A 26,303-nucleotide genomic window follows, 5' to 3' on the forward strand; every position below is an offset into this window, starting at 1 on the left:
GACGCCAGGCGCGACCATGCCCGCACCGATCCTGCTACTCGTGCGTAACAAGGTAAAGGGGACTCGATGCTGACGGTCCGCCAGCGACTGCTCGCCCTCCTGACGCTCTGCCTGGTGCTGCTCGCGGCGCCCGCGCTCCCGGCCCAGGCCTCGGGCCGGGCTCCGGCCCCGACTCCGGCCCCGGGTCGGGCCGCGGCCGCGGCGCGCAATCCGGTGGTCTTCGTGCACGGCTACAACGCCGACCCCGGCGTCTGGGGATCCCTGCGCGAGGACCTGCGCGCCGACGGGTACGCCGACTCAGAGCTCTTCTCCTTCGGCTACGACACCCACCAGTCCGTCAACGAGGTCCTCTCGGGACGCCTCGCCGCCTACGTGGACGAGGTCCGGCGGCAGACCGGCGCCGCCCGGGTGGACCTGGTCGCCCACTCCTTCGGCTCGCTGGTCACCCGCTGGTACGTGAAGTTCGGCGGCGGCGCCCCCTACGTCGACCACTGGGTCTCCCTCGCCGGCCCCAACCGCGGCACCTCCACCGCCTGGGCCTGCGCCCTGTGGGACCAGGCCTGCCGGGACATGACCCCCGGCTCCTATGTGGTGAAGAACCTGAACTCCGGCGACGAGACCCCCGGCACGGTGCGGTACGCCACCTTCTGGTCGAACTGCGACGAGGTCATCAACCCCGACGACAGCGTCCCGCTCACCGGGGCGACGAACACCCCGGTCGGCTGCCTCAAGCACAACGACCTGCTCGGGGACGACCCCACCTCGGCGGGCGTACGAGCCTTCCTGCGCTCCTAGGAAGGGGCGGGCGGCTCCGCCACCGTCCGCTCCTGGGAGGGGGCGGCCGGCTCAGCCACCGTGACCTCCTGGAGCAGGCCGTACGTGAACTCCGCGACGCAGGCCCGCCCCGACGCGGTGAACGCCAGCCGCCACCGCGTCGGCGCGGAGCCCTCCATCGGGCGGACGGGGCCGAAGGCCCGGGCCACCTCGTCGACCGTCGCCGACCAGGGCAGCAGGTCGTCCGGCGATTCCAGTACGGGACTGGGCGCCCCCGGGGCCCGGACCAGCCACTCGTTCCAGACGGCCCCGTCCGGCGCGGCGAGCACCTCGAAGCGCAGGTCCGGCCAGAGCGGCACCGGCCACAGCAGGGCCTCGCACGTCAGATCGCCGATCGTGCGGGAGGAGACGGCCTCGGGCGGGCCGAGCACCGAGCGGTAGCGGGCCAGGGAGCCCCGCGACCGGGGGGAGCGCACCATGGCCTGCCAGCGCTTGTTGGCCTCCCGCTGCTCGGCCGGGGAGGCGCCGAGCCGCCGGCGGGCCTCCTCGGCGAGCTCCGGCCGGAAGTCCGCCATCCGGCGCAGCAGCACCAGTTGGAAGCCGGCGGGGCCGAAGGGGCCCGGGGTCGGGGGCGGTGTGCCCGGCGTCCTCGTCATGGAACCCCACCCTTCCACACAGGATCCTCACGATCCCGGTATACGGCCGTTGCGGGCGAACGCGTAGCCTGCGGGGCGCCATGGACTATTGCATCGCCTGCCGCAGGTACCTCAACGGTGCGCTGGCGTGCGCCGGATGCGGGACCCCGGCCGAACGGCTGACATCCGCCGCGCCCGCCGCCCCCGGCTCCGCCGCCGCGTTCGGGAGCGACCCGGCCGCGCTCGCCGACGTGTACGCCGACTCGCTGGTCGTGCTGTCCGCGGAAGCGGGCGAAGGCCGGGGCCGCGGACAGGGGCGGGGCCGCGCCGCAGACCGCCGCCGCGCCGGGCACCGCCGACGCCGCCGGACCGCGCTCACCGTGGGCCTCGGGCTGCTGCTCGCCGCCGGCGTCACCCTGGGCCTGGCCCGGCTGACGGCCGACGGGGAGCGCACCGACCGGGCGGCGACGGTGATGCTGACCGACGACGCGGGTCCCGCGGAGCCGGCTCCGCTGCCGGGCCTGACGGGGGATCCGGCCGCGCCCTCGGGCACGGCTCCGGCGAAGGGGCGGACCACCGGCCCGGCCAAGGCCACGTCCGGGGGTACGAAGCCGGGCGGGACCGGCGCGGCTGCGGGAGCCTCCAGTGCGGGACCGTCCGCCTCCGTCTCCTCCTCCGGGCCGGCGGGGCCGTCACGCAGCGCCTCCGGGGCGGGTCAGGGCGTACGGCCCACGTCTCCGGCGCCGACGGCCTCGTCCTCCGGGGGCTCCGCGACTCCGAGCGGGAGCGCGACGTCGAAGGGGCCGTCCAGGCCGAAGCCCTCCAAGAAGCCGACCCCGAAGCCCACGCCGACCGACTGCTGGTGGTTCTTCTGCTGAGGGTTCCGCCGGCGGCCCGCGGGCTCAGCCCAGCATCCGCCTGAGCAGGTCCCGCAGGACCGCGCGCTCGGCCGGGGAGAGCCCGGCCAGGGGCTCCCGGGCGAAGTCCAGGGACGCGCGGAGCCGGTCGGCGGTCTGCAGGCCCTCCTCGGTGGGCGCGGCCAGCTTCACCCGGCGGTCGGCCGGGTCGGGGCGGCGCTCGACGAGTCCGCGGGTCTCCAGGCGGTCCACGATGCCGGTGATGTTCGAGGGCTCGCACCGCAGCTTCTGCGCGATCTTGCGCATCGGCATCGGCTCCAGGGAGAGCAGGTTCAGCACGCGGGCCTGGGCGCCGGTGAGCTGGTGGCTGGAGGCCGCGTGCTCGTACTCCTGGTGGTAGCGGGTCACGACGTCGCCGATGAGCTCGACGACTTCGAGGGTCAGGGGATCTGCGCGACGGCTGGGCATGCACCCAAGCGTACCCATTTACTTGACAACATGAAATATCCAGGCGCATGGTTGTTTCACGTTCTGAAGCATTTTGCTCTTTCCCCTGCACCTTTTCCCTGCACTCTTCCCCCTCCCCAGGAGTGACGCATGTCCGAGATCCCCGCCGTCAGCCGTGAGTGGCACCTCGTCCGCCGTCCGCAGGGCTGGCCCGTCGCCGAGGACTTCGCCCTGCGCGAGGTGCCGGTCGTCGCCGAGCCCGCCGCCGGCCGGATTCTGGTGCGCAACCTCCACATGTCCGTGGACCCGTACATGCGCGGCCGGATGAACGACGTGAAGTCGTACGTCCCGCCCTTCCAGCTCGACCGGCCCATGGACGGCGGCGCGGTCGGCGAGGTCGTGGCCTCCGCCGACGAGCGCTTCGCGGTCGGCGACCACGTGCTGCACGGCCTGGGCTGGCGCGAGTACGCGGACGTGGACGCCAAGCACGCCACCAAGGTCGACGCCTCGCTCGCCCCGCTCTCCGCCTACCTCGGCGTCCTCGGCATGCCGGGTCTGACGGCCTACGCCGGGCTCTTCGAGGTCGCCTCCTTCAAGGAGGGCGACTCCGTCTTCGTCTCCGGCGCCGCCGGAGCGGTCGGCAGCCTCGTCGGCCAGTTCGCGAAGATCAAGGGCGCCTCCCGGGTGATCGGCTCCGCCGGCTCCGACGAGAAGGTGACCCTCCTCACGGAGAAGTACGGTTTCGACGCCGCCTTCAACTACAAGGGCGGCCCCGTCGCCCAGCAGCTGAAGGACGCCGCGCCCGAGGGCATCGACGTCTACTTCGACAACGTCGGCGGGGACCACCTGGAGGCCGCCATCTCCTCCCTCAACGTCCACGGCCGGGCCACCCTGTGCGGGGCCATCGCCCAGTACAACGCCACCGAGCCCGTGCCCGGCCCGCGCAACCTCGCCCTCGTCATCGGCAAGCGGCTGCGCCTGCAGGGCATCCTCGTCGGGGACCACGCCGGACTGCAGCCGCAGTTCGTCGAGGACGTGGCCGGCTGGCTGCGCTCCGGGCAGCTCGTCGCCGACGAGACGGTCGTGCGGGGAGTGGAGAACGCCACCGACGCCTTCCTCGGAATGCTGCGCGGGGACAACACCGGAAAGATGATCGTTTCTTTCACCGGTTAGGCTCACTCCACACCGCCGTGACGCGTGGGCGCGAGTCCCGGCGATTACCAGGAGGATCTTCTTACATGTCCATCCAGCAGTCCGACGTCGCGTACACCGCTGTTGCCACCGCCGAGAACGGCCGTGACGGCCGCGTCGCCACCAACGACGGCCGCCTCGACGTCGTCGTGAACCCGCCGAAGGAGCTCGGTGGCAGCGGCGAGGGCACCAACCCCGAGCAGCTGTTCGCCGCCGGCTACAGCGCCTGCTTCCAGGGTGCGCTCGGCGTCGTCGCCCGCAACGAGAACGCCGACATCACCGGCTCCACGGTCACCGCCGAGGTCGGCATCGGCAAGAACGACGACGGCTTCGGCATCATCGTCAAGATCACGGCCTCCATCCCGAACGTGGACGCGGCCACCGCCAAGGACCTCATCGAGAAGGCCCACCAGGTCTGCCCGTACTCCAAGGCGACCCGCGGCAACATCACGGTCGAGCTCGCGGTCTGATCTCCGACCCGCCGACCGGCTCGTACCGGTTCATCCGGTACGTCCGTACATCGAAGGCCGCACCCAGGCACCGGGGTGCGGCCTTCGCCGTGCCCGGCGTCTTCCGCCCCCGGGCCCCCGCCCTAAACTGGGACCATGCGTGATCTTGCGGGGGGATTCGGCTATCTGCTGGCCGGACAGCGATGGGTACTGCGCCACGGCCGCTGGCTGGGCTTCGGGCTGCTGCCCGGACTCGTCTCCCTGGTGCTGTACGCGGGCGCCCTCATCGGCCTCGGCTACGGCGCCGACGACCTGACCGCCTGGGCGACCCCCTTCGCCGACGGCTGGTCCTCCCCGTGGCTCGGGCTCTTCCGCGGCTTCCTGACCGCCCTGGTCTTCTGCCTCGGGCTCTTCCTCGCGGTGATCACCTTCACCGCCGTGACCCTGCTCGTGGGCCAGCCGTTCTACGAGTCCCTCTCCGAGCAGGTCGACCGCACCGAGGGCGGCGAGGTCCCGGAGTCGGGCCTCACGCTCGCACAGGAGCTGTGGATCTCCGCCCGGGACAGCCTGCGGATCCTGGGCCGGGTGCTGCTCTTCGGCATCCTGCTCTTCGCGCTGGGCTTCGTCCCGGTGATCGGACAGACCGTGGTCCCGGTCCTGGGCTTCTGCGTCTCCGGCTTCTTCCTCGCCCAGGAGCTCACCTCCGTCGCCCTGATGCGCCGACGGATCCAGCTCACCGAGCAGCTCGCGCTGCTGCGCGGACGGCGGATGCTGGCGCTCGGCTTCGGGGTGCCGCTCGTGCTGTCCTTCCTGGTCCCGCTCGTCGCCGTGTTCCTGATGCCCGGCGCCGTGGCCGGGGCGACCCTGATGGTCCGGGACCTGGTGGGCGAGGGTGACGGCGACGGGGACGGACCGGGCGAGGGCGAGGGCCACGGTGCGGCCCGGCAGCCGGAGCAGGGCCCGGCACAGCCCCAGGACCCGGCACAGCCCCAGGACCCGGCACGGGTCCAGGGCCGGACTCAGGTGCGGGGCAAGCGGCTCAGCGCCTGAGCAGGGTGATCGCCCCGGCGTTGTCCTCGCCCGCGTGGGCCGCCGGATCGGCGGCCAGGCGCTCCCGCATCAGGTCCAGGTACGGACCGATCAGCTCGGTGCTGACCCCCTGCTCCGCGGCGGTCCTCAGCAAGGTGGCGCTCCCCGTGACCTGCATGGCCAGGTTCGATTCGACGCCCGAGGTGAAGTCCCCGGAGACCAGCCGCTCGGCGGCGGCGCCCGCGAAGAAGCCCATCGCCCCCAGCCACTCGGCCAGCAGCGGAGCCAGGTCCTTCGGCGAGACGTCCTCGCCCCCGATCAGCGCGTAGGCGTGCGAGATCCCGGCGAACAGCCCGGTCATCGCGCTCAGCAGTGCCACGTCGTGCAGGGCCGCGTGGCCGGGGTCGGAGCCGACGAAGCGGGCGCCGGCCGGGACCTCCAGCGTGCTGCGGTGCTCCCCGAACAGGTCGGGGGAGCCGCTGTAGAAGACGTACCCGCCCGCCGCGGGGGTGCCCATCATCGACGGGGTGCCCATGATCCCGCCGTCGAGGAACCGGGCCCCGCGCTCCCGGGCCCATGCGGCCCGGGCGCGGCCGTCGGCGGGCGTGCCGGTGGTCAGGTCGACCAGGTCCTTGCCGGTGAGGTCCAGGCCCTCCAGGGCCGAGCCCACGCCGGCGTGGTCCAGCAGGCACACCACGATCAGGCCGCTCGCGGCCACCGCCTCGGCGGGGCTCGCCGCGACGAGGGCGCCTTCGGCCGCGAGGGCCGCGGCCTTGCCGGGGGTGCGGTTCCAGACGGTGAGGGGGTGCCCGGCGGCGAGCCAGGTGCGGGCGAGGGCGGTGCCCATGGCACCGAGTCCGAGGAGGGTGAGCGGGGTCTTCGCGGCGGCGTTCGCAGCGGCTCGGACAACGGGGTTCGCGATGGTCTGCGCATCGTGCTTCGTGCTGGTGTCGGTCATGCCGTTTAGCCTGGTCGAGGGCCTTCAGGTGCTCAAGTACGCACTTCGGAGTGGGTGGTTACCCCGAGGTGAGCGACCAGGTGGGGAGGGGTGCGCGATGGCAATGGCGCAGCGGCCGGGGGCGGATCACTGCGGGATCGCCGCGGCGATGTCCGTGATCGACGGCAAGTGGAAGGTGTCGGTCCTGTGGGAGCTGGAGCAGTGCCCGCGCCGTTTCGGCGAACTGCGCCGCCTGGTCCCGGGGGTCTCGGAGAAGGTGCTCGCGGCCCAGCTGCGCGAGCTGGAGACGGACGGCATCGTCCACCGCGAGGTCTACGAGGAGGTCCCGCCGCGCGTGGAGTACTCGCTGACCCCGCTGGGCCGCGAGCTGAACGGGGCCCTGGAGGCCCTCGGGGCCTGGGGCGCGAAGCACCTGCTCCCCGGGGCCGTCCGGCCGGTCACCGTGTGAGGCCGGGGCCGGTCCCTCACTCCGGGCGGCGGAACAGCGCCGTCCACAGGAAGGCCCTCCCGAAGGAACCGGAGGCTTCCGGCTCCTCGTTCATCCGGCGCAGCTCCACCTCGGTGAGGTCCTCGAAGATCCAGCGCAGGGCCTGCGGCGTGTAGGCGAGCCCGCCTTCGAGCCGTGCCCGGCCGTAGAACTCCGCATCGGACAGCTCGGAACCCATGGCGCCCGAGGCGAAGCAGGTCAGGGCGAAGCGGCCGCCCGGGGCCAGCAGCCGGTCCAGCAGGGCCAGGTAGCTGACCCGGCGGTGCGGCGGCAGGTGGTGGAAGCAGCCCGAGTCGTAGATCAGGTCGTACGGGCCCGCGAGCCCGGCGCCGGCCGCGCCGAAGGCGTCCCCGTGATGGAAGCGGACCCGGGCCCCCGCGGCCCGGGCGCGCTCCCCGGCCCAGGCCAGGGCCGTCGGGGAGAGGTCGACGGCGTCCACCTCGAAGCCCCGGGCGGCCAGGTGCAGGGCGTTGCGGCCCGGTCCGCAGCCGAGGTCCAGGGCGCGGCCGCCCGCGGGGACCAGACCGAGGTCGAGGACGGAGACGAGGTTCTCGTCGGGCTTCGCCGCGAAGAAGGGCACCGGCCGCTCGCGGTCCGCGTAGAAGCCGTCCCACCAAGCGGAACCGCCGGCCGTCCAGCGGTCGGCCTCCGGTGCGAAGAGCCCGTCCATGAGGGCGAGCACGTCGTCGACACTGCGTATGTTCCGGTCCATCAGAACCCCTTTCAGCTGTCCCTGATTTTATCGGTCCATACGGTAAAAGCCCAGGTCAGATAGGGTGTTGGGGGTGACTGACAGGCCCTGTGGCACCCTCTGGGGCCGGGGTGGCACCCCGCCCCCGGGGGCGGGGTGGCGGAGTGCTCCAGAGCCCCGCCCAGGGCCCCCACGGGCCCTTTTCCGGGCGGCCCGGGCCCTGTTTCCCCGCGGGTTCCGGAGCGGTGTTCTTGCCGACACCCGACCGGCGTCCACCCGTACGCGGCCCTGCCCGGGGGCGTGCGGCATCTCCCGGGACTCCGCAGCGCTCCTGCGCCACCCGATAGGATGACCGGCGGCAAGATTCAAAGCTGTCCCCCACCGTCCTAGAGTCCGCGTCCTTGTCCGGAGCATCGGTTGCTCGGGGTCCGAGCCGGACAGTGCCTTGCTGAGAGACGACGGCCACGGCGCTGTGCACCGACCAGCAGTAGGGACATCTTTCACGTGAGAGTCAGTACCGAGGGGCTGGAGCCTGTGCGCTCGGGTCCCACGAGCGGGCCTGCGACGCGCGCCCGGCCCGTTTCGGGTCCCGCACGTGGCGTGCTCCGCTCCCGGGGCGCCCTGTTGCTCGTCGAAGCCGCGGTGGCCTTCGCCTGCGCGCTCATCCTCCCGGTCATGGCCGTGGGCTTCCGGCTCGACCCGCTGGACCGCATCGCACAGGTCAGCGGTCTCGCCGCGATCCAGTTCCGGTTCGCCCTGCTCGGTCTGGTCGTCATAGCCGCCGTCGTCCTCGCGATGCGGCTGCGCGGCGGCCGGCACTTCGACCTGACCACCCGGATCTCCGCGGCCGCCTTCGCCGGCCTGGCCAGCGGGTTCGTCGCGGCGGGTGCGGTGGTGGCGCTCCACGGCACCCCGTGGCCGATGTTCGGCCTCAACGGCGACAGCGGCCGGATCGTCGAGTGGGCCCAGGCGGTCGCCAACGGGAAGCCCTCGGGCTCCCCGGTCTACCCGCCCGCACCGCTCTACACCCTCGGCTACTACGCGGAGTGGTTCCACGGCGGCAACACCGCCTACGCCTTCAAGGACCTCCAGATCCTCGGGGCCGCCTTCTTCGGGCCGTGCGTCTACCTCGCCTGGCGGATGCTGCTGAGCCCGCTGCGTGCGCTGGCCTTCGGCGTCGTACCGGCCTTCGCGCTGATCGACGCGTACAAGCCGTACGCCCAGACGGTCCTCGTGGTCCTGGTCCCGGTCCTGGTGGCCCTGGTGGTGGCGCTGCGCCGCAGCGGCACCGAGAACTGGCGGCCCCTGCTGCTCAAGGCCGCCGGTTTCGGCGCGCTGATCGGTGTGCTCTTCCTCACGTACTCCGGCTGGTTCCTGTGGAGCGCGGCCGGCGTCTTCTTCGCCGCCGTCCTGTACTTCCCCTGGAAGACCGGCCGGGCCAAGGGCGCAGCCTTCCTCGGCGTCACCCTGGCGGCCTTCATGGCCGTGGCCGGGCAGTACCTGGTGGTCATGCTGACCGAGGGCCAGGAGACCAAGGACTACAACTTCCGGTTCGACACCTTCACCGACCCGGCCTACTACCTGATGTGGCGCACGGACATGCCGGGCAAGGTCGGCGACTGGCCGCCGCCCGGCGAGTTCGGCGGGGTCGGGCTGTTCGCCCTCGTGACCTTCATCTGTCTCGGCATCGCGATCTGGCTGGGACTGCGCAAGCCGATGGTGGTCACCATCACGGCGATGTTCGTCTCCGCCTGGCTGATGCGGATGTACATCGCCTCGCACGGGTACGAGACGCAGACCGTCCAGCTCTACACCCGCACCAACAACCAGCTGCTGTACTGCGGCCTCATCCTGGCCGCGCTCGTCGCCCACCTGGTGTCGCAGCGGCTGGCCGAACGGCGCACATTGGACAATGGTGACGCCACGGCCGTACGGGGCCGGGGCCTGCCGGGCCGGGAGGGGGCCGTCATCGGGACCCTGTGCGCCCTGCTGCTCCTCCTCGGAACGGTGTCGTCCTCGATGGCCGACCGGTACATGCCGGCCCAGGACGGGACCTACCGGATCCTGCCCTACGTGTCACACACGATTCGGCAGATGAACGGAAAGTGCCCCCAATTCGCCCCCGAGCACAAGTGCTCCAAGGACGGCGATCAGACTTGGCTGACATACATCAGATGATCTCGAGGACGACATGATCTCCGCATTGACGCGGCTGGCCGACTGGTCGGCCCGGACCCCCAAGAGGCTCTGGGCCGTCAGCTTCGTCCTCTTCTTCACCATCGCGGCGAGCTGGTCGGCAGCGACGCCGCTCGGCGCTTCGCCCGACGAGCACGCCCACTTCATCCGGGCGGCGGCCGTCGCCCGGGGGCAGATCAACGGCTCCGAGGTGATGGTTCCGCACAAGGTCGCGGGCATCAAGGGCGACTTCGCCGAGACCGGCGTCCAGCTCCCGGAGTGGTACTCGGAACTCCCCAAGCACCACGAGTGCTACGCCTGGCACGCGGGCACCCCGGCCTCCTGCGCGCCCGCCATCGGGACCTCGGACAAGGTCGTCGAGGTCCCCACCGCCGCCGGCCGCTACCACCCGGCGTACTACCTGCTGACCGGCTGGCCGAGCCTGCTCGTCGAGGGCACCAAGGGCCTCTACCTCATGCGCCTCATGTCGGCGCTGTTCTGCTCGCTGCTGCTGGCCAGTGCCGTGGTGACGGCCTCCGAATGGCGGCGCGGACGCTCGGTCGCCCTGCTCGGCGTGTTCACGGCGGCGACGCCCATGGCCCTGTTCATGGCGGGCATGGTCAACCCCAGCGGTGGGGAGATCGCCGCCGGAATCCTGGTGTGGACGGGTCTGCTGTCGATCCTCATGTCGCCCGACGGGCGCCTGCTCAATCGCAGGCTCGCCCGGGTCGGCGTCGGCGCCCTGGTGCTGATCAACATCCGGCCGCTCGGACTGATCTGGTTCGCGGGCGCGGTCTGCTTCGGCCTCCTGCTGGCCGAGCGCGGAGTGCTGCGCTCGGTGCTCCGCCGCAAGGCGATGTGGCTCTGGACGGGGCTGCTCGGCCTCGCCACGGTCGGCGCGCTCGCGTGGGCGGCCGCGCACCCCGACAACTCGGTCATAAGGATCCCCAAGTACCTCACCACGACGGAAGCGGCCCGCCGCACCCTCGGGGCCTCCGAGATGTACGTTGAGCAGATGCTCGGCTACTTCGGCTGGCTGGACACCCCGGCGCCGGTCGTCACCTGGTACGTCTGGCTCGGCGTGATCGCGGTCGTCACCGTGCTGGGGCTGGTGTACGCCCGCAAGCGCGAAGCGCTGGCGCTCGTCGCCATGCTGATCGCCATCGTGATCGTGCCGGTGGTCGGGCAGACCTCGCAGGCGTCGAAGATCGGCCTGGTCTGGCAGGGCCGCTACCTGCTGCCCTTCGCCGTCGGCCTGCCGCTGATGGCGGTGCTGATCATCGCCCGCCGGATGCCGGAGAAGGGCTTCCCCGTGCGCAGGCTGGTCGGCTACTGCCTGCCCCTGCTCGCCCTGGGCAACGCCGCGGCGTTCTTCTGGACCCTGCGCCGCTTCGCCGTCGGGATCAGCGGCCCGGTGATCCCGTACGCCGCGCACTGGGCCCCGCCCGGCGGCTGGGTGCTCTGGACCGGCCTGTACACCGTGGCCGCGTTCGCCCTCGTGGTGCCCGCACTGATGCGGGACCGGGTGCCCGGCACCCCGCCCGTGCTCCCGCCGGCCGGACTGCTGCCCGGGGCAGACGGGTCACAGGGCCCGGCGGCCCTCTCCGGAGCCCTTCCCGAGCCCGGAACCGAAAGCCCCCGCCAGCCACGGGTGACCCAGGTCCGCTGATCCGCTGATCCGCCGACCGGCCGAACAACGGGCCCCGGCCCGGCAGGTGCGTCCCAGGACGCCCGCCGGACCGGGGCCCGCGCCGTCAGCGGCCCCCGTGGCGGCCGCCCGCGGGGGCCTCGGCCGGGACCGCCGCCGGGATCTCCGCCACGGCCACGGACGGCGTGCGGACGTCCGCCTCGGCCAGCAGGCTCCCGTCCGGAGCCCATACGGCCGCGCCCCCGCAGCCCGTCCACGGCCCGGCGGGTCCGACGTGGTTGGCGAGGGCCACGAACATGCCGTGGTCCCGGGCGATCCCCGGGTGGACCGCCGCACGCTCGGCGACGCCGTCGCCCGTGCCGTAGAGCGAGCTCGCCAGGTGGACCCGGCAGCCGGCCGCGGCGCCCGCCGCGGGCACGTCCGCGAAGTGGTTGTCGAAGCAGATCCCCAGCGAGAAGCGGATCCCGCCCAGCTCGAAGCGGCCCGGAACCGTCCCCGCCGCGAAGACCTCCTGCTCGTGGCGGAACAGGTGCTGCTTGGCGTACGTGGTCACGTGCGCGCCGTCCGCGTCGTGGACCAGGGTCGCGATGACGGGCCGGGGGCCGTCCGTGCGCAGCGCGACGTTGACGGCGGTGGCGATCCCGGTGGAGCGGACGGGGTCGAGCCGGGGATCCTCGGCGTCGGCCAGCCACAGCCCGGGATCGGCGCCGAGCGCGGCCAGTTCGTAGCCGGTCAGGGTGAGCTCGGGGAACACCACCAGCCCGGCGCCCTCCTCCCGGGCCCGCACGGCCAGCGCGGCCGCCCGTACGGTGTTGGCGGGCAGGTCGGCGGGGACGCAGCTCAGCTGCGCGGCGGCGATCTTCACCCGGCCCAGCATGCCAGCCCCGCGGCCGGCGCCCCCGGCCGGGCCCGGGGCCGGTCGCAGGTCCCGGGGCCGGCCGCAGGCCCGGGAGCCCGGATCAGGCCCGGGAGCCCTGGATCAGGTCCAGGAAGGCGCGGAAGGCGCCGGGCATGTCCACCGATTCCGGGGCCAGCAGCCACTGGTACTGGAGGCCGTCCATCACGGCGGCCAGCAGCGGGGCCGCCTGGTCGGGGGTGAGGCCCGAGGGCAGCCGGTCGCCGTACTCCGCGCGGAGCACGTCCGCCATCGCGGAGCGCACCTGCGCGTACCGCTCGGCGAAGAACTCCCGCGCCGGGTGGCCGTCGGTGACGCTCTCGCCGAGCAGCGCCGAGAAGGTCTGCACGATGCCCGGGCGCATGGCGTTGTACTCCACCAGCGAGGCCAGCAGATCCGGGCGCCAGGCATCGGCCATCGCACGGGCGCCGCCGCCGGTGTCCCAGCGGTCGCGCTCCTCCAGGACCGCGACCAGCAGCGCCTCCTTGGTCGGGAAGTAGTGCAGCAGCCCCTGCTGGGTCAGGCCCACGCGCTCGGCGACCGTGCCGAGGGCCGCGCCCCGGTAGCCGCGCTCGGCGATCACTTCGAGGGCCGCGCGGAGGATCTCCGCGCGCCGTTCCTCACTCCTGGCCCTGACCATCGCCCGCCACCCCTTCCGTTCACAGCTGCCAGCAGGACCGTACGACATCAATCGATTACGAACAGGTTACGAACCCTACCGCTCTACAGGTAACGGGTCCACCATGGGGTCACCGCACAGCGCACCCGCACTCAATGAGGAGGCATGGCCGTGACCGATGCCGATCAGGTCCGCAACGACGCCGTAGAGACGGCCCTGGGCAAGCTGGACCTCGACACCAAGGCCCGGCTGCTGGCCGGCCAGGACATGTGGTCCCTGCCCGCCGTGCCCGGGATCGGGCTGAAGTCCCTGGTCATGTCCGACGGCCCCATCGGGGTGCGCGGCGTGCGCTGGACCGCCGACGACCCGTCGATCGCGCTGCCCTCCCCGACCGCGCTCGCCGCCGCGTGGGACCCCGAGCTCGCCCGCCGGGCAGGCCGCCTCCTCGCCCAGGAGGCCCGCCGCAAGGGCGTCCACGTCCTGCTCGCGCCCACCGTCAACCTGCACCGCTCCCCGCTCGGCGGCCGGCACTTCGAGTGCTACTCCGAGGACCCGTACCTCACCGGCGCGGTCGGCAGCGGCTACGTGAACGGCGTCCAGGACGGCGGCGTCGGCACCACCGTCAAGCACTTCGTCGGCAACGACGCCGAGACCGAGCGGTTCACGGTCGACAGCGTCATCGCCCCGCGCCCGCTGCGCGAGCTGTACCTGGCCCCCTTCGAGGCCATCGTCGCCAACGCCCACCCGTGGGGCATCATGACCGCCTACAACCGGGTCAACGGCACGACCATGACCGAGCACCGCTACCTCGTGAACGAGGTCCTGCGCGGCGAATGGGGCTTCGACGGCTACAACGTCTCCGACTGGATGGCCGCCCGCTCCACCACCGGAGACATCCTCGGCGGCCTGGACGTGGCCATGCCCGGCCCCGTCACCGTCTACGGGGCTCCGCTCGCCGACGCCGTCCGCGCCGGCGAGGTCCCCGAGTCCGCCGTCGACGACGCCGTGCGCAACGTCCTGCGCCTCGCCGCCCGCGTCGGCATCCTGGAAGGCGCCCCCGCCGCCGTCGACGAGCTCCCGGCCGCCATCGACGGCCAGGCACTGGCCCGCGAGCTGGCCGCCCGCGGCTTCGTCCTCGTACGCAACGAGGCCGTCGACGGCGAACGCCCGGCCCTCCCGCTCGACTCCGCCGCCGGCCGCACCGTCGCCCTGATCGGCGCCGCCGCCCGCGACGCCCGCGTCCTCGGCGGCGGCAGCGCCACCGTCTTCCCGGAGCGGATCGTCTCCCCGCTGGACGGACTGGCCGCAGCCCTGCCCGAGGGTGCGCTGACCTTCACGGTCGGCGCCGACCCCAGCGACGAACTGACCCCCGCCGACAAGGGCTTCCAGCTCCGCGCGATCTGCCGCGACGCCTCCGGCGCGATCCTCGGCACCGGCTCGCTGCCCACCGGCCAGGTCCAGTGGATCGGCGACGACCTGCCCGAAGGCGTCACCTACGCGACCATGGCGAGCATCGAGGTCACCGGTACCTTCGTGCCGCGCGAGAGCGGTGAGCACGCCTTCGGCACCCGCGGACTCGGCGCCTTCACCCTGGCCGTCGGCGGAGAGGTCCGCTTCGACGGGGTCCAGCCGATGGGCGACGAGGCCGACCCCTTCGAGGCCTTCTTCGGCGCCCCCCAGGTGCGCACCCGCCTCACCCTCACCGAGGGCGAAGCGGTCGAGGTCTCGCTGACCTACCAGGTCCCCGACATGACGACCCTGCCGCTCAAGGCGATCATGTTCTCCTTCCTCCACCTCGGCCCGCAGCGCTCCGCCGAGGAGCTCATCGCGGAGGCCGTGGAGGCGGCGCGCACCGCCGACACCGCCGTCGTGGTCGTCGCCACCACCGAGCGGGTGGAGTCCGAGGGCTTCGACCGCAAGGACCTCACCCTCCCGGGCCGCCAGAACGACCTGGTGCGGGCCGTCGCCGCGGTCAACCCGAACACCGCGGTCGTCGTCAACGCGGGCTCCCCGGTGGAGCTCCCGTGGCGCGAGGAGGTCGCCGCCGTCCTGCTGACCTGGTTCCCCGGCCAGGAGGGCGGGGCCGCGCTGGCCGACGTACTGCTCGGCGAGGCCGAGCCGGGCGGGCGGCTGCCCACCACCTGGCCCGCCGAGTTCGCCGACGCACCGGTCACCGAAGTCACCCCGGCCGAGGGGCGCCTGGAGTACACCGAGGGCCTCTTCGTCGGCTACCGGGCCTACGAGAAGCACGGGATCGCCCCGGCCTTCCCCTTCGGGCACGGCCTCGGCTACACGGACTGGGCCTACGAGTCCCTGGAGGTCACCCCCGGGCAGGCGACCGTCCGCGTCACCAACACCGGCACCCGGCCGGGCCGCGAGACCGTACAGGTCTACCTGGCGCCCGTCGCGGACACCGTCGAGCGGCCGGCGAGCTGGCTCGCGGGCTTCGCGAGCGTGACCGCGGGCCCCGGCGAGAGCGTCGACGTGCAGATCGCCCTGCCGGAGCGCGCCTTCGAGATCTGGGACCAGTCCGCCGGCGCCTGGCAGCGGATCGGCGGCGGCTACGAGGTCCGCGCGAGCCGTTCGCACGGCGACACGCGGCTGACGGCGGCCCTGGAGCTGTAATGGCCGGAAATCACCCCCTGCGGAGGTGATCCCACAAGCCGGACCGGGGGCGGGCCCTGACACCCGCCCCCGGTCCGATCCGTCTACGGCGTCTACGGCGGCAACGGCGTCAACGCGGAGGCTCGGCGGAGGTCACCTGTCGGTGCGCCAGTTCCGCGAGCCGGGCCTGCCCGTCCTTGCCCGGATGGAACCAGTCCCAGCGGCTCAACTGTTGCGCCGAGAAGGGGTACTGGAACACCGCGCCGCCGTCGTAGCGGCACAGCTCGTCCTTCGCGCAGACCTCGCGCAGCACCTCGTTGTACTCGACCACGCGCGCCCGCACCTGCTCGCGCCGGGCCGTCGCACCGGCGGCCGCCGACATCGGATCGGCGAGCATCGACTGGCAGATGCCCAGCTTCCACACCTGGCGCACCATCGGGTCGTCCTTGCCCTGCTCCCACAGCCGCTGGAGGTCCGGGACGCTGGAGACGTACACCTGCGAGGCCGGCGAGGCCGCCCGCAGGCCGGCCAGCGCCTTCTCGAAGCCGGAGCGGAAGGCGGCCACCGGAGTCATCGAGGAAGCCGAGGGCCGGCAGGCGTCGTTCGAGCCCACCATCACCGTGACCAGGCCCGGCTTGTGCACGGCGGCCGAGGCGAGCTGACCGGGCAGGTCCGCCATCCGGGAGCCGGTCACCGCGTAGTTCCAGCTGCGCGCGGGCACCTCGGCCTCCCCGAGCAGCCGGGCGGCCAGCGACCGCACCTCGGGATCGTCACCGGTGGCCCAGGAGGCCTCCGGGCAGTCGGCCAGCACCGAACAGGCGTCGAAACCGCGCGTGATGGAGTCGCCCACCGCGGCGACCGAGGCCGGCGCGGTGTTCCACCGCGGGGCCGCCTGCGCACCGCGCTCGCCCCCGGCCTTCGCCCCGTCCGCCGAACAGCCGCTCAGCGCACCCGCCGCCAGGAGCAGCAGCGCGACCGCCGCGCCCGCACCCGCGGAACTCCGACGCGCGCGGCGGCGTGGGGCGGTGGTGCGCATGCGGAAGGTCCCTCCTCGTCGTCCCCGCATCGTTCGGGGGCGTCCTGCTGAGTGAATGCTCGGTGTTTACGGGTCTCGGAGCGACCGTACGTCACACCATGACCCCCGGCGCACGGTAGCTTTTTCCCGTGGCGTTTCGGCCGCACGTCCCACGACGCAATGTCAAATAATTTCCGTTACATTACATCACGTCACATACTGTCCGTTTTCTGGAGTTTATTCCCGACCTCGTCCCATACTGGAGGTCCCGGTGACGACACGTGGAGTCCTGTACGTGCACTCCGCACCGCGAGCGCTCTGCCCGCACGTGGAATGGGCTGTTGCGGGGGTGCTCGGGGTGCGGGTGAACCTCGACTGGATCCGTCAGCCCGCCTCCCCGGGCACCTGGAGAGCCGAGTTCTCCTGGCAGGCCGAGGCGGGCACCGCATCGAAACTCGCCTCCGCGCTGCGCGGCTGGCACCTGCTGCGCTTCGAAGTGACCGCGGAACCCTGTCCGACCGCCGAGGGAGAGCGCTACAGCTCCACCCCGCACCTGGGCATCTTCCACGCCGTCACCGGCATGCACGGGGACATCCTGATCCCCGAGGACCGGCTGCGCGCCGCCCTCGCCCGCTCGGCCTGCGGGGAGACGGACCTGGAGGCGGAGATCGCCAAACTCCTCGGCAAGCCCTGGGACGACGAGCTCGAACCCTTCCGCTACGCCGGCGAGGGCGCCCCGGTGCGCTGGCTCCACCAGGTGGTCTAGCCACTGACACGCAAGAAGGCCCGCCCGGGAATCCCGGGCGGGCCTTCTTGTGCGTCAGTGCCTGGATCAGACGGTCCTGAACGCCAGCGAGACGTTGTGGCCGCCGAAGCCGAAGGAGTTGTTGATCGCGGAGATCGGTCCGTCGGCCGGGAGCTTGCGGGGCTCGTCGCGCACGATGTCGGCGTCGATGTCCTCGTCGATGTCGTCGAGGTTGATCGTCGGCGGGGCGAGGCGGTGGTACAGCGCCAGCACCGTCGCGACGGTCTCGATGCCGCCCGCGCCACCCAGGAGGTGACCCGTCATCGACTTCGTGGCCGAGATCGCGATGTGGTCGAGGTCCTCGCCCAGCACCTTGCGCAGGGCCTTCAGCTCGGCCGTGTCGCCCTGCGGGGTGGACGTGGCGTGCGCGTTCACGTGGACCAGCTCGGCCGGGTCGAGACCCGTGTTGTCGAGCAGGTTCTGCAGGGCGGCGGAGACGCCGCGGCCGGTCGGCTCCGGCTGCGCGATGTGGTGGCTGTCCGCGGACAGGCCCTGGCCCAGCACCTCGCAGTAGACGCGGGCGCCGCGCGCGGCGGCGTGCTCGGCGGACTCCAGGACGATGACGCCCGCGCCCTCTCCGAGGACGAAGCCGTCGCGGGCCTTGTCGTACGGACGGGAGGCCGTGGTCGGGTTCTCGTTGTTCTTGGACATCGCCATCATGTTGGCGAAGGCCGCGATCGGCAGCGGGTGGATCGCCGCCTCGGTGCCGCCGGCGACGACCACGTCGGCACGGCCGGTGCGGATCATCTCGACGGCGTAGCCGATGGCCTCGGCGCCGGAGGCGCAGGCGCTGACCGGAGTGTGCACACCCGCGCGGGCGTTGACCTCCAGGCCGACGTTGGCCGACGGGCCGTTGGGCATGAGCATGGGGACGGTGTGCGGGGAGACCCGGCGCACGCCCTTTTCCTTCAGTACGTCGTACTGGTCGAGCAGGGTGGTCACGCCGCCGATGCCGGAGGCGATGACGGTGCCCAGGCGCTCGGGCGCGATGGACGCGTCCTCGCCGGCCGGGGCGGTGTAACCCGCGTCGGCCCACGCCTCGCGGGCCGCGATGACGGCGAACTGGGCCGAGCGGTCCAGCTTGCGGGCCAGCGGCCGGGGGAGGACCTCGCTCGGGTCCACGGCGGCGGTCGCGGCGATGCGGACCGGGAGTTCGGCGAAGCGCTCACCCTCGAGGGGCTTTACGCCGGAACGGCCGGCAAGCAGACCTTCCCAGGTCGAAGCGCTGTCGCCACCCAGCGGAGTGGTTGCGCCGATACCGGTGACGACCACGGTGCGATTGGTCGGGCTCACAGGAATTCTTTCTCCACGTTTCAGGGGGTGAATTGTCACGGCGCCACCGCCAGGTGGCGACAAACGCTCGTCAGGCTCAGGCCTGGTGCTTGAGGATGTAGCTCGCGGCGTCGCCGACGGTCTTCAGACCCTTGACGTCCTCGTCCGGGATCTTCACCTCGAAGCGCTCTTCGGCGGCGACGACGACCTCGACCATGGACAGCGAGTCGACGTCCAGGTCGTCGGTGAAGGACTTCTCGAGCTGGACGTCCTCGGTCGGGATGCCGGCGATCTCGTTGACGATCTCCGCGAGACCTTCGACGATTTCTTCCTGGGTGAAGGCCATGTTGGCGCTCCTTCTATAGCTAGCTGGGGGTCAAACGGAGCCCGGGATGTGGATCCCGGGCCCTAGGGGAGGGTAACGACCGTGGCGGCGTAGACGAGCCCCGCCCCGAAGCCGATGACGAGCGCGGTGTCGCCGCTCTTCGCCGCTCCGGTCGCCAGGAGCCGCTCCATTGCGAGCGGGATCGAGGCAGCCGAGGTGTTGCCGGTGGTTTCGATGTCACGGGCGACCGTGACGTGTTCCGGCAGCTTCAGAGTCTTCACCATCGAGTCGATGATCCGCATGTTCGCCTGGTGCGGAATGAAGACGTCCAGGTCATCGGCGGTGATCCCGGCTGCGTCGAGCGCCTGCTGGGCCACCTTGGCCATCTCGAAGACGGCCCAGCGGAACACCGCCTGGCCCTCCTGCGTGATGGCCGGAAACTTGTTCCCGCCGTCCTTGCCGAGGTACTCGTCCCACGGCACGGTCTGCTTGATGGTCTCGGACTTGTCGCCCTCCGAACCCCACACCGTGGGGCCGATGGCCGGCTCGTCCGAGGGTCCGACGACCACGGCGCCCGCGCCGTCACCGAACAGGAAGGCCGTCGCGCGGTCCTCCAGGTCGGTCAGGTCCGAGAGCCGCTCCACGCCGATGACGAGGACGTACTCCGCGGAACCCTCCACCACGAGGCCCTTGGCCAGGGTCAGGCCGTAGCCGAACCCGGCGCAGCCCGCGGAGATGTCGAACGCGGCGGGCTTGCCCGCGCCGATGCGGTGCGCGATCTCGGTCGCCACGGCCGGGGTCTGCTTGAAGTGCGACACCGTCGAGACGATCACGGCGCCGATCTTCTCCGGGGCGATCCCGGCGTCGGCCAGGGCCTTGCCGGAGGCCTCCACCGACATCAGGGCGACGGTCTCCTGCGGGGAGGCCCAGTGCCGCGTCGCGATGCCGGAACGGGAGCGGATCCACTCGTCGGAGGAGTCGATGGTTTCGAGGATGACCTCGTTCGGCACCACACGGGTCGGACGGTAGCCGCCGACACCGAGGATGCGGGCGTACGGGGAGCCCTTGGCAGGCTTGATCTTCGACATGCTGAGTGGGCTCCTTCTCTCAGACCGCGTGCTCGGAAACGAGCGCCGCGGCCTTGTCGAGATCGTCCGGGGTCTTCAGGGCCACGCTCGGTACGCCCTTCAGCGCGCGCTTGGCCAGACCCGTCAGGGTGCCACCGGGGGACAGTTCGACGATCCCGGTGACGCCCCGTGCGGCGAACGTCTCCATGCACAGGTCCCAGCGGACCGGGTTGGCCACCTGGCCCACCAGCCGGGCGACGACATCGGCGCCCGTGGTCACGACCTGACCGTCCTTGTTCGATACGTACGTCAGCGCCGGGTCGGCCGGGGAGAGGGCCGCGGCGGCCTTCTCCAGACCGGCGACCGCCGGAGCCATGTGGTGCGTGTGGAAGGCGCCCGCGACCTTGAGGGCGACGACCTTCATGGAACCCTCGGGCTTGTCGGCCTCCAGGGCCGCGATCTGCTCCATGGTCCCCGCGGCCACGATCTGGCCCGCGCCGTTCACGTTCGCCGGGGTCAGACCCAGCTTCTCCAGGTGTGCGACGACCACGTCCGGGTCCCCGCCGAGGACGGCGGCCATGCCCGTCGCGGTGATCGCCGCGGCCTGCGCCATGGCGAGTCCGCGCGTGCGTACGAAGGACAGGGCGTCGGTGTCCGACAGGACACCCGCATAGGCGGCGGCGGTGATCTCGCCGACGCTGTGGCCCGCCACGGCGCCGAAGGCGGCCGGGCCGGTCCTGGAGGTCAGCTCGGCCGCGGAGAGCAGGCCGGCGGCCACCAGCAGGGGCTGTGCGACGGCCGTGTCGCGGATCTCGTCCGCGTCGGCCTTCGTGCCGTAGTGGGCAAGGTCGAGCCCGATGGCGTCCGACCAGCCGGCGACGCGGTCAGCGGCGCCGGGCAGTTCGAGCCAGGGAGTCAGGAAGCCGGGCGTCTGTGCGCCTTGGCCGGGAGCGACGAGTACGAGCACCCTCACACTCTCTCTTGTGTTCGGTCCACGCCGCCCGTGGGGACAGGGACGAAGAACCATCGGGGTAATTGTTGATGTCCGACAAAAGCTTAGGACTGAGGATCGCCGTCGGCTAGACGCCCGAGGATCAGGGCGATTCGCAGCGTGAACGCGGAACGGACATCCGAGGGCGACCAGCCGGTGACGTCTGTCACACGTCGGAGCCGGTAGCGCACGGTGTTCGGGTGTACGAACAGCATCCGGGCCGCACCTTCGAGGCTGCTCGCCTGCTCCAGATAGACACTCAGCGTTTCCAGCAGCGCCGAGCCCGCCTCTTCGAGCGGTCTGTAGATCTCCTCCACCAGCTGCTCGCGGGCCGCAGGGTCGGAGGCGATCGCGCGTTCGGGCAGGAGATCGTCCGCGAGAACCGGACGCGGAGCGTCCTGCCACGCCGTGCAGGCCTTCAGTCCGGCGGCGGCGGCCTGCGCCGATTTCGTGGCGTTCAGCAGGTCCGGGACCACCGGTCCGGCGACCACCGCACCCGCCGCGAACGGCCCGATCAGCGACTTCGCCACCTGCATCGGATTGTCGCTGCCGCCCGCGATGACCACGAGCCGGTCGCCCAGCACACCGGTGAGCACCTGCAGCTTGTGGTGGCGGGCCGCCCGCCGGATCGCCTCGACCGTCAGCTCGCTGTCGCCCTCGGGTGCGGTGCCCAGCACCACGCACACGTGCTCGGGGGAGTTCCAGCCGAGCGCCGCGGCCCGGGACAGCGCGCCCTCGTCGGCCTCCCCGGACAGCACCGCATTGACCACCAGGGACTCCAGCCGGGCGTCCCACGCACCGCGGGCCTCGGCGGCCTGGGCGTACACCTGGGCGGTCGCGAAGGCGATCTCCCGGGCGTACACGAGCAGGGCCTCGCGCAGGATCGACTCGTCGCCGGGCGCCGCGACCTCGTCGATCGCGGTCTCCATGACCTCGATCGTGGTGCGCACCATCTCGACGGTCTGGCGCAGGGTGATCGCCCGGGTCAGCTCGCGCGGAGCCGTCCCGAAGACATCGGTCGAGATCGCCTGGGGGGTCTCCGGATGCCTGAACCACTCGGTGAACGCGGCGATGCCGGCCTGGGCGACCAGGCCGATCCAGGACCGGTTCTCCGGCGGCATCGCCCGGTACCACGACAGCGTCTCGTCCATGCGCGCGATGGCGTTGGCGGCGAGCCGGCCGGAGGACTTCTCCAGTCGGCGCAGCGTCGCGGAGTGCGGATGGGGCGGAGCCGGATGCGCGGGGTGGACCGCGGGTGAATGCTCACGTTCGGGTTGGGGCACGTGACAAGACTGCCTTATCGGGGCCGCTGCGTGGCGTCCGGTCCCGTCCCGGGCGGCCCCCCGGGGCTACGGTGGCCCTCATGATTGATGTTCGCCGCGGCACGGACCGGTACGAGGGCGGGGAACCGGTGGAGGGGATCTCCACCCGGCACGCCTTCTCCTTCGGAGCGCACTACGACCCCGACAACCTGCGGTTCGGCCCGGTCCTGGCGTGCAACGAGGAGAGCCTCGCCCCGGGTGCCGGTTTCGACGAGCACCCCCACAGCCACACCGAGATCGTGACCTGGGTGGCCGAGGGCGAGCTCACCCACCGGGACGCCACGGGCGCCGCCACCCTGGTGCGGCGCGGGGACGTACAGCACCTGCGCGCGGCGTCCGGGACCCGGCACGTGGAACGCAACGACGGCCCCGGGCCGCTGCGCTTCGTCCAGATGTGGCTGGCCCCGGCCGAGCCGGCCGCGGAGCCCTCGTACACGCTGGTCCGGGGGATCGCCGACAGCACGCCCTACGCCGTGCCCGCGGCGGGGGCCGTCCTGCACGTACGGCGGCCGGGCGCGGGCGAGCGGATCGCCGTACCGGCCGCCGGGCGGGTGTACCTGCACGTCGTACGGGGAGACCTGCGGCTGGACGGGGCGGCCGCCGGGGAGGCCGGGCCCGCCGCGGATGCCGGGGCCGCCGCGGACGAGGACGGCGCGGAGCTCGGGCCCGGGGACTCGGCGCGGATCACCGGCGAGCCGGAGCTCGAACTGGTCGCCGGCTCGCCCGCCGAGGTGCTGATCTGGGAGTTTCCGTAGGCCTCAGCGGGTCCTGAGCTCGGCCAGCACGGCGTCGGTGAACGGGGGCCAGGCCTCGACCGCCCACGGTCCGAAGGCGCGGTCCGTCAGCGCCACGCAGGCGGCGCGGGCGTCCGGGTCCACCCACAGGAAGGTCCCGGACTGCCCGAAGTGCCCGAAGGTCCGCGGCGAGGAACCGGCGCCCGTCCAGTGCGGGGCCTTCCCGTCGCGGATCTCCATGCCCAGACCCCAGTCGTTGGGCGACTGGTGGCCGTAGCCGGGCAGCACGCCCTTGAGCCCGGGGTGGACCACCGAGGTGGCCTCCGCGACGGTACGGACGTCCAGCAGCCGGGGCTGCTGGAGCTCCGCGGCGAAACGCACGAGGTCGGAGACGGTGGACACGCCGTCCTTGGCGGGAGAGCCCTCCAGGCTGCTCGACGCCATGCCCAGCGGCTCGAAGACGGCCTCGGCCAGGTACGCGGCGAAGGGGATCCCGGTGGCCTTGGCGATGTGGTCGCCGAGCACCTCGAAACCGGCGTTCGAGTACAGCCGGCGCTCCCCGGCGGGGGCCGTCACCCGGTGCTCGTCGAAGGCCAGGCCGCTGGTGTGGGCGAGCAGGTGGCGCACGGTGGAGCCCTCGGGCCCCGCCGGCTCGTCCAGCTCGATGGCGCCCTCCTCGTAGGCGACGAGGGCGGCGTAGGCGGTGAGCGGCTTGGTGACGGAGGCCAGCGGGAAGCGGTGGTCCACCGGGCCGTGGGCGCCGAGCACGGTCCCGTCGGAGTCGACCACGGCCGCGGCGGCGGTCGGAACCGGCCAGTTCTCGATGATGCGCAGACTCTGCAAGCTCTCCATGCGGCCGAGGGTACTTGCTTGGAGTGCACTCCAAGGATTTAGCGTGGAGTCATGAGCCTGACCCAGACGCCCCTGCAGACGCAGACGCGGTACACGATCAGCGAGGTCGAGGCACGGACCGGTCTGACCCAGCACACCTTGCGCTGGTACGAGCGGATCGGCCTCATGCCGCACGTGGACCGCTCGCACTCGGGGCAGCGGCGGTTCACCGACAAGGACCTCGACTGGCTGGGCTTCGTCGGCAAGCTGCGCACCACCGGAATGTCGGTGGCGGACATGGTCCGGTACGCGGAACTCGTCCGTGAGGGCCCGCACACCGCCGATGCCCGGCGCGAACTGCTGGAGCGCACCCGCGACGAGGTGCGGACGCGGATCGCGGAGCTGACGGACGCGCTCGCCGTTCTGGACTACAAGATCGATACGTATGCGATGTGCACCACCGTCGCGGGAGAGGCAGACCGGACATGAGCGGGAACACGGCAGGCGGCGCGGCAGGCGGCACGGCGCCGATCGAGCAGGTCGAACTGGGCGCGGGCGGCCCGCTGGTGGGCGTCCAGGGGCTCGGCTGCATGGGCATGAGCGAGTTCTACGGGGACACCGACGAGGCGGCCGCCCGGCAGACCCTGGAAGCGGCGCTGGAGGCCGGGGTCACCCTCTTCGACACCGCCGACGTCTACGGGCGGGGCGCCAACGAGGAGTTCCTCGCGCCGTTCGTGGCCGCGCACCGCGACCGGATCACCCTCGCCACGAAGTTCGCCATAGAGCGGACGGACGACCCGCGGTACCGGGGGGTCCGCAACGACCGCGCGTACCTCCGCGGCGCGGTGGAGGACAGCCTGCGCAGGCTGGGCACCGACGTGATCGACCTCTACTACATGCACCGGCGGGATCCGGCCGTCCCGTTCGCCGAGTCGGTGGGCGCGATGGCGGAGCTGGTGCAGGAGGGCAAGGTGCGCCGGCTCGGGCTCAGCGAGGTGACCGGAGCCGAGCTGCGCGAGGCGCACGCGGTGCACCCGATCGCGGCGCTCCAGTCGGAGTGGTCGCTGTTCAGCCGGGACGTGGAGCGCAGCGCGGTGGGCGCGGCGGCGGAGCTGGGCGTGGCCTTCGTGCCGTACTCCCCGCTCGGGCGCGGCTTCCTGACCGGGGCGTTCGCGGACGCGGCGGCGGAGCTGACGGCCGGTGACTTCCGGCAGTACCAGCCCCGGTTCACCGGGGACAACGCGAGGAAGAACGCGGAGCTGCTGGCGCCGGTACGGGAGATCGCGGCGGCCCGCGGGGCCACCCCGGCGCAGATCGCCCTGGCGTGGGTGCAGCAGCGGGCGGCCGTGCACGGCCTGACGGTCGTCCCGATCCCGGGCACCCGCAAGCCCACCCGCCTCGCGGAGAACACGGCGGCGACCCGCATCACCCTGACGGCCGCGGAACTCTCCCTCCTGGAGCCGATCGCCTCCCAGGTGGCGGGCGACCGCTACCCGGACATGAGCTCGACCTCGGCGGCACGCGAGGGATGACCGGGCGCGGCGCCGTTGCCGGGGGCCGGCCCGGGCACCCCGCCGGGTCAGGCACCCCGCCGGGTTAGGCCCCGGCCGTGAAGCGGTCCCGTAGGGCCCGGTACTCCGCGTCCGTGAGGAGCCCCGCGCTGTGCAGTTCGGAGAGGTGCTGGATCCGCTCCCAGGTCCGGGGCCCGGGCACACCCGCGCCGGAGGCGACCGGCGTCCGGGCCCGCAGCGCGGCGAGGACCGCCGCCGCGAACGGCAGGGACTCGTGCACGGCCCCGTACCCCACACCGAAGACCGCGGAGGCGAGATCGTGGTCCGGCCGCGGATCACCGGCGCCCTCGCGGGGCAGCAGCCGCAGGTGCCCGCCGGAGCGTTCCGGGGAGTGCCAGACCAGCCCGGCGAGGGCGGCCAGCGGATACCGCTGGTCGCCCGCCTTCCACTTGGCGCTGGTGGCCCCGGTGCGCGACCAGCGGAAGGTGACGGCGCCGCCGTCGAAGGCGAGCCGGGCGTCGTAGGCCTTCAGGGTGGCCGGCGGCTCCGGGGCGGGGACGAGGAACCGTTCCGCCGGTTCGTCCGGTCCCAGCCGCTCGCGCAGGGTCTCGGCGAACTCCGCCGCGCCGGCGGACCCGGCGGCGCCGCCCGGCAGCACCAGCCGGTACGGATCGCAGACTTCGCGCAGCTGCCCGGCCGCGGCCTCCACGAGCGGATCGGCTCCCGCCCGTACGAGGGCGTGCAGAACCAGGGTGTCCCGCCGTCCCGCGGTCAGGCTCACCCCGGACAACGCCTCCAGGGGGATCCGCCGTTCCCCCAGGGCGTGCCAGAGTCTGGGCGTTCGCATCCCCCGTGCGAAGCGGATGATGAGCGAGTCCGTGGTGCGGTCGCACTCCCAGACGGCATGATTTCCGGCCAGTACGTCACCCATGCGGCACATCGTAAAGGGACGCACCCCCGCGCGTCCCCCC

Annotated in this window: 27 protein-coding genes; 13 read left to right on the top strand and 14 right to left on the bottom strand. The window is 72.5% G+C overall.

Annotated elements, in window-relative coordinates; translation table 11 throughout:
• Positions 1–66: 66 nt before the first annotated feature.
• Positions 67–795, top strand: a complete 729-nt coding sequence (locus ACIA8F_RS31935; RefSeq protein ID WP_399384049.1) for an esterase/lipase family protein — start codon at positions 67–69, stop codon at positions 793–795.
• Here the strand turns inward: ACIA8F_RS31935 and ACIA8F_RS31940 are convergent.
• On the bottom strand, positions 792–1,430 hold the full coding sequence (locus ACIA8F_RS31940; RefSeq protein WP_399384051.1) for a hypothetical protein: 639 nt from the start codon (positions 1,428–1,430) through the stop codon (positions 792–794). The genes ACIA8F_RS31935 and ACIA8F_RS31940 overlap by 4 nt on opposite strands.
• An 80-nt stretch (positions 1,431–1,510) precedes the next feature.
• Here ACIA8F_RS31940 and ACIA8F_RS31945 point away from each other — a divergent pair, with 80 nt between their 5' ends.
• On the top strand, positions 1,511–2,287 hold the full coding sequence (locus tag ACIA8F_RS31945) for a hypothetical protein (protein WP_399384053.1): 777 nt from the start codon (positions 1,511–1,513) through the stop codon (positions 2,285–2,287).
• Positions 2,288–2,311: 24 nt separating this feature from the next.
• Here the strand turns inward: ACIA8F_RS31945 and ACIA8F_RS31950 are convergent, their stop codons facing one another.
• Positions 2,312–2,734, bottom strand: a complete 423-nt coding sequence (locus ACIA8F_RS31950; RefSeq protein ID WP_389693118.1) for a MarR family winged helix-turn-helix transcriptional regulator — start codon at positions 2,732–2,734, stop codon at positions 2,312–2,314.
• A gap of 129 nt (positions 2,735–2,863) precedes the next feature.
• Between ACIA8F_RS31950 and ACIA8F_RS31955 the strand changes: the two genes are divergently transcribed.
• From ACIA8F_RS31955 to ACIA8F_RS31965, 3 genes are all read left to right on the top strand, one after another.
• On the top strand, positions 2,864–3,886 hold the full coding sequence (locus ACIA8F_RS31955) for an NADP-dependent oxidoreductase (protein ID WP_399384055.1): 1,023 nt from the start codon (positions 2,864–2,866) through the stop codon (positions 3,884–3,886).
• A gap of 65 nt (positions 3,887–3,951) precedes the next feature.
• Complete coding sequence (locus ACIA8F_RS31960) at positions 3,952–4,374, top strand: organic hydroperoxide resistance protein (protein WP_399384057.1); 423 nt, start codon at positions 3,952–3,954, stop codon at positions 4,372–4,374.
• A gap of 135 nt (positions 4,375–4,509) precedes the next feature.
• Positions 4,510–5,403: an EI24 domain-containing protein gene (locus tag ACIA8F_RS31965; protein ID WP_399384059.1), complete on the top strand. Its 894-nt coding sequence runs from the start codon at positions 4,510–4,512 to the stop codon at positions 5,401–5,403.
• Here the strand turns inward: ACIA8F_RS31965 and ACIA8F_RS31970 are convergent.
• The gene (locus tag ACIA8F_RS31970; RefSeq protein ID WP_399384061.1) at positions 5,393–6,340 is read right to left on the bottom strand and encodes an NAD(P)-binding domain-containing protein; all 948 of its coding nucleotides are present in this window, start codon (positions 6,338–6,340) and stop codon (positions 5,393–5,395) included. The genes ACIA8F_RS31965 and ACIA8F_RS31970 overlap by 11 nt on opposite strands.
• Before the next feature lie 97 nt (positions 6,341–6,437).
• Here ACIA8F_RS31970 and ACIA8F_RS31975 point away from each other — a divergent pair, with 97 nt between their 5' ends.
• Complete coding sequence (locus tag ACIA8F_RS31975) at positions 6,438–6,788, top strand: winged helix-turn-helix transcriptional regulator (RefSeq protein WP_399384062.1); 351 nt, start codon at positions 6,438–6,440, stop codon at positions 6,786–6,788.
• A 16-nt stretch (positions 6,789–6,804) separates the two neighbouring features.
• On the opposite strand, the gene ACIA8F_RS31980 is transcribed toward ACIA8F_RS31975, so the two are convergent.
• Positions 6,805–7,539, bottom strand: a complete 735-nt coding sequence (locus ACIA8F_RS31980; protein WP_399384064.1) for a class I SAM-dependent methyltransferase — start codon at positions 7,537–7,539, stop codon at positions 6,805–6,807.
• Between the two features lie 579 nt (positions 7,540–8,118).
• Here ACIA8F_RS31980 and ACIA8F_RS31985 point away from each other — a divergent pair.
• Both ACIA8F_RS31985 and ACIA8F_RS31990 read left to right on the top strand, forming a co-directional pair.
• Complete coding sequence (locus ACIA8F_RS31985; RefSeq protein ID WP_399384066.1) at positions 8,119–9,696, top strand: hypothetical protein; 1,578 nt, start codon at positions 8,119–8,121, stop codon at positions 9,694–9,696.
• A 13-nt stretch (positions 9,697–9,709) separates the two neighbouring features.
• Positions 9,710–11,362 carry a DUF2142 domain-containing protein gene (locus ACIA8F_RS31990; RefSeq protein WP_399384067.1) on the top strand — a complete coding sequence of 551 codons (1,653 nt, stop codon included), beginning with the start codon at positions 9,710–9,712 and terminating at the stop codon, positions 11,360–11,362.
• An 85-nt stretch (positions 11,363–11,447) separates the two neighbouring features.
• Here the strand turns inward: ACIA8F_RS31990 and ACIA8F_RS31995 are convergent, their stop codons facing one another.
• Positions 11,448–12,206 carry a carbon-nitrogen hydrolase family protein gene (locus ACIA8F_RS31995; RefSeq protein WP_399384068.1) on the bottom strand — a complete coding sequence of 253 codons (759 nt, stop codon included), beginning with the start codon at positions 12,204–12,206 and terminating at the stop codon, positions 11,448–11,450.
• Positions 12,207–12,300: 94 nt separating this feature from the next.
• A complete protein-coding gene (locus ACIA8F_RS32000; RefSeq protein WP_399384070.1) occupies positions 12,301–12,876 on the bottom strand; it encodes a TetR/AcrR family transcriptional regulator in 576 nt (191 codons plus the stop codon).
• Between the two features lie 144 nt (positions 12,877–13,020).
• Here ACIA8F_RS32000 and ACIA8F_RS32005 point away from each other — a divergent pair, with 144 nt between their 5' ends.
• Positions 13,021–15,480 (top strand): beta-glucosidase, encoded by a 2,460-nt coding sequence (locus tag ACIA8F_RS32005; RefSeq protein ID WP_399384071.1) that lies wholly within the window; start codon positions 13,021–13,023, stop codon positions 15,478–15,480.
• A gap of 109 nt (positions 15,481–15,589) precedes the next feature.
• On the opposite strand, the gene ACIA8F_RS32010 is transcribed toward ACIA8F_RS32005, so the two are convergent.
• Positions 15,590–16,495 (bottom strand): SGNH/GDSL hydrolase family protein, encoded by a 906-nt coding sequence (locus tag ACIA8F_RS32010; RefSeq protein WP_399384072.1) that lies wholly within the window; start codon positions 16,493–16,495, stop codon positions 15,590–15,592.
• A 250-nt stretch (positions 16,496–16,745) separates the two neighbouring features.
• Between ACIA8F_RS32010 and ACIA8F_RS32015 the strand changes: the two genes are divergently transcribed.
• On the top strand, positions 16,746–17,240 hold the full coding sequence (locus ACIA8F_RS32015; RefSeq protein WP_399384073.1) for a DUF3145 domain-containing protein: 495 nt from the start codon (positions 16,746–16,748) through the stop codon (positions 17,238–17,240).
• A gap of 66 nt (positions 17,241–17,306) precedes the next feature.
• Here the strand turns inward: ACIA8F_RS32015 and fabF are convergent, their stop codons facing one another.
• From fabF to ACIA8F_RS32040, 5 genes are all read right to left on the bottom strand, one after another.
• Complete coding sequence (gene fabF, locus ACIA8F_RS32020) at positions 17,307–18,572, bottom strand: beta-ketoacyl-ACP synthase II (RefSeq protein WP_399384074.1); 1,266 nt, start codon at positions 18,570–18,572, stop codon at positions 17,307–17,309.
• 76 nt (positions 18,573–18,648) lie between these two features.
• The gene (locus ACIA8F_RS32025) at positions 18,649–18,897 is read right to left on the bottom strand and encodes an acyl carrier protein (protein WP_243329395.1); all 249 of its coding nucleotides are present in this window, start codon (positions 18,895–18,897) and stop codon (positions 18,649–18,651) included.
• A 62-nt stretch (positions 18,898–18,959) separates the two neighbouring features.
• Entirely contained in the window at positions 18,960–19,964 is a 1,005-nt protein-coding gene (locus tag ACIA8F_RS32030) for a ketoacyl-ACP synthase III (RefSeq protein ID WP_399384076.1), read from the bottom strand.
• A gap of 19 nt (positions 19,965–19,983) precedes the next feature.
• Positions 19,984–20,910 (bottom strand): ACP S-malonyltransferase, encoded by a 927-nt coding sequence (locus ACIA8F_RS32035; RefSeq protein ID WP_399384077.1) that lies wholly within the window; start codon positions 20,908–20,910, stop codon positions 19,984–19,986.
• A gap of 89 nt (positions 20,911–20,999) precedes the next feature.
• Positions 21,000–22,217: a PucR family transcriptional regulator gene (locus ACIA8F_RS32040; protein WP_399384078.1), complete on the bottom strand. Its 1,218-nt coding sequence runs from the start codon at positions 22,215–22,217 to the stop codon at positions 21,000–21,002.
• A gap of 80 nt (positions 22,218–22,297) precedes the next feature.
• Here ACIA8F_RS32040 and ACIA8F_RS32045 point away from each other — a divergent pair, with 80 nt between their 5' ends.
• The gene (locus ACIA8F_RS32045; protein WP_399384079.1) at positions 22,298–23,011 is read left to right on the top strand and encodes a pirin family protein; all 714 of its coding nucleotides are present in this window, start codon (positions 22,298–22,300) and stop codon (positions 23,009–23,011) included.
• A gap of 3 nt (positions 23,012–23,014) precedes the next feature.
• Here ACIA8F_RS32045 and ACIA8F_RS32050 read toward each other — a convergent pair whose 3' ends face one another.
• On the bottom strand, positions 23,015–23,833 hold the full coding sequence (locus ACIA8F_RS32050; RefSeq protein ID WP_399384170.1) for a serine hydrolase domain-containing protein: 819 nt from the start codon (positions 23,831–23,833) through the stop codon (positions 23,015–23,017).
• A gap of 60 nt (positions 23,834–23,893) precedes the next feature.
• Here ACIA8F_RS32050 and ACIA8F_RS32055 point away from each other — a divergent pair, with 60 nt between their 5' ends.
• A complete protein-coding gene (locus tag ACIA8F_RS32055; protein WP_383944191.1) occupies positions 23,894–24,310 on the top strand; it encodes a MerR family transcriptional regulator in 417 nt (138 codons plus the stop codon).
• Complete coding sequence (locus ACIA8F_RS32060) at positions 24,307–25,353, top strand: aldo/keto reductase (RefSeq protein WP_399384081.1); 1,047 nt, start codon at positions 24,307–24,309, stop codon at positions 25,351–25,353. Before ACIA8F_RS32055 ends, ACIA8F_RS32060 begins: the two co-directional genes overlap by 4 nt.
• 64 nt (positions 25,354–25,417) lie before the next feature.
• Here the strand turns inward: ACIA8F_RS32060 and ACIA8F_RS32065 are convergent, their stop codons facing one another.
• Complete coding sequence (locus tag ACIA8F_RS32065; RefSeq protein WP_399384083.1) at positions 25,418–26,272, bottom strand: DUF4429 domain-containing protein; 855 nt, start codon at positions 26,270–26,272, stop codon at positions 25,418–25,420.
• Positions 26,273–26,303 lie beyond the last annotated feature (31 nt).

Source organism: Streptomyces sp. NPDC051563 (genome assembly GCF_044454225.1).
GTDB lineage: Bacteria > Actinomycetota > Actinomycetes > Streptomycetales > Streptomycetaceae > Streptomyces.